Origin of the sequence: Burkholderia sp. SRS-25, assembly GCF_004343765.1 — a bacterium.
In the GTDB taxonomy this organism is placed as follows: Bacteria; Pseudomonadota; Gammaproteobacteria; order Burkholderiales; family Burkholderiaceae; genus Burkholderia; species Burkholderia contaminans.
This window is the reverse complement of record NZ_PTXM01000057.1, coordinates 1-1,070: the sequence shown is the minus strand read 5'-3', so window position 1 is coordinate 1,070 and position 1,070 is coordinate 1. Positions and strand designations below refer to the sequence as shown.

Annotated in this window: 1 protein-coding gene; it reads left to right on the top strand. The window is 69.9% G+C overall.

What is annotated here, in order from left to right:
- On the top strand, positions 1–1,070 hold a 1,070-nt coding region (locus tag C5O79_RS37865; protein ID WP_131932310.1), incomplete at both ends, for an acetyl-CoA C-acetyltransferase.

Below are 1,070 nucleotides of genomic sequence, written 5' to 3'. Positions count from 1 at the left end.
CTGGGCGCGACGGTGATCCGCGCGGTGCTGGAGCGTGCGGGCGTGAAGCCCGAGCAGGTCAGCGAAGTGATCATGGGCCAGGTGCTGACGGCCGGTTCCGGGCAGAACCCGGCACGGCAGTCGCTGATCAAGGCCGGGCTGCCGACGGCAGTGCCGGGGATGACGATCAACAAGGTGTGCGGCTCGGGCCTGAAGGCCGTGATGCTGGCGGCGAACGCGATCGTCGCGGGCGACGCGGAGATCGTGATCGCGGGCGGCCAGGAGAACATGAGCGCGTCGCCGCACGTGCTGCCGGGCTCGCGCGACGGGTTCCGGATGGGCGACGCGAAGCTGGTCGACACGATGATCGTCGACGGCCTGTGGGACGTGTACAACCAGTACCACATGGGCATCACGGCGGAGAACGTCGCGAAGGAATACGGGATCACGCGCGAAGAGCAGGATGCATTCGCGGCGCTGTCGCAGAACAAGGCGGAAGCCGCGCAGAAGGCAGGCCGCTTCGCCGACGAAATCGTGCCGGTGGCGATTCCGCAACGCAAGGGCGAGCCGCTGCAGTTCGCCACCGATGAATTCGTGCGTCACGGCGTGACGGCGGAATCGCTGGCCGGGCTGAAGCCGGCGTTCTCGAAGGACGGCTCGGTGACGGCGGCGAACGCGTCGGGGCTGAACGACGGCGCGGCGGCGGTGCTGGTGATGTCGGCGCAGAAGGCGGCGGCACTGGGCCTGACGCCGCTGGCGCGGATCAAGGCGTACGCGAACGCGGGCGTGGATCCGAGCGTGATGGGCATGGGCCCGGTGCCGGCATCGCGCCGGTGCCTGGAGCGCGCGGGCTGGACGCCGGGCGACCTGGACCTGATGGAGATCAACGAGGCGTTCGCGGCGCAGGCGCTGGCGGTGCACAAGCAGATGGGCTGGGACACGTCGAAGGTGAACGTGAACGGCGGGGCGATCGCGATCGGTCACCCGATCGGCGCGTCGGGCTGCCGGATCCTGGTGACGCTGCTGCACGAGATGGCCAAGCGCGATGCGAAGCGCGGGCTGGCGTCGCTGTGCATCGGCGGCGGGATGGG